The 1,628-nt window shown below is 43.5% G+C and carries 1 protein-coding gene; it reads left to right on the top strand.

What is annotated here, in order from left to right:
* The coding region (locus tag AC2SLT_RS13125; RefSeq protein WP_486548096.1) for an Ig-like domain-containing protein at positions 1-1,628 on the top strand (1,628 nt) is incomplete at both ends.

Here is a 1,628-nt window from a genome sequence, read left to right as displayed (position 1 = left end):
AGCATTGAGGTTGACACTACGGTACCTACACAAGCCACACAAATTACGACGGTCATTGATGATGTTGCCCCAGGTCTAGGCGACGTTGCCGATGGTGAATTCACTAATGATGACACGCCTGAGATTAAAGGGACTATCGATGCCGAACTTGGCGACGGTGAAGTGGTCGCGGTTTATCGTGATGGCGTACAAGTGGGTGAAGCCGAGGTTACGGGTACTGATTGGAGCTTTACAGACTCAAGCTTATCAAGTGGTTCAACCTATGAGTACACTGCACGGGTATTAGACGGCGCAGGTAACCAAGGTGCGTTATCAAACGACTACTCAATCTCAATTGATACCAGTGGTTCAAGTCAATCTGTACAGATCTTATCAGTGGTAGACGATGTTGATCCGCAAACGGGCGTAGTCGACAATGGCGGCGCAACCAACGATATAGCACCGCAAATCACTGGCTCTATCTCAACTGCTTTGACAGGTACAGAAAAAGTTGTTGTGTTACGTGATGGTGAAGTGATTGGTAATGCCACAGTAGACGGTACTACTTGGACCTATAACGATACTGGTTTAGAGAATGGCAGTACGTACAAATATACAGCACGAGTTGAGACAGCAGGTGGTAACCAAAGTGTTACCTCGCCATCTTATAGTATTAGCGTAGACACTTCTGTACCAACTCAAACTACTGAGATCACAACAGTAATTGATGATGTAACCCCAGTTGTAGGAAATGTTGCAAATGGAGGTTTCACTAATGACGCAACACCAGAAATTCAAGGTACTATCAATGACGTCTTAGGCAATGATGAAGCGGTTGCAGTTTACCGTGATGGCGTTAAAGTTGGTATTGCCACAGTTACAAATCAAAATTGGAGCTTTAAAGATAAAGATTTACTAGATGGCAATGATTATACTTATACAGCACGTGTAGAAGATAGTTCAGGTAATACAGGCCAGTTCTCATCAGACTATGTTATTAATTTAGATACTACAGCTCCTACAACTAACACCATCAACATTACCAGTATCACAGAAGATACGGGTAGTGAGACGAATGATTTTATTACTTATGATCAAAGCTTGGTGTTTGCCGGTACCTTAGCTAATGAACTGGCCGAAGGTGAAACGGTTCAAATCAGTGTAGATGGCGGCACAACTTGGGTTGATGCCACCACCACAGTCACAAACTGGACGTATGACAACACCACTAACGACTTAGGCGAGGGCGTCACCAACGTACAAGCGCGTATTGTGGATCTAGCTGGTGATGTGGGAGCAGTTGATGCACAGACTGTTAAGGTTGATACGACAGATCCTGAAACCAATACTATTAGTATAGACAGTATTACCGAAGATACTGGTAGCTCATCAACCGATTTTATAACCAGTGACCAAACGTTAGTATTAAGCGGCAGTATAGATAAAGCACTAGCAACTGATGAGAAAGTTCAAGTCAGCCTAGATGGGATTAACTGGGATAATGCTGAATATACAGCAGGTACAACAACTTGGTCATTTGATAATACAGCTGAAACTTTGCCGCCTGGCGATTACACAGTATATGCTCGAATAGTAGACACCGCAGGTAATGTAGGGGCTACTGATAGTCAAGACGGTAAAATTGATAA

The organism is Psychrobacter sp. CX18 (genome assembly GCF_057396215.1).
The sequence above is the reverse complement of the archived record's forward strand: the minus strand, read 5'-3'. Positions and strand labels throughout refer to the sequence as shown.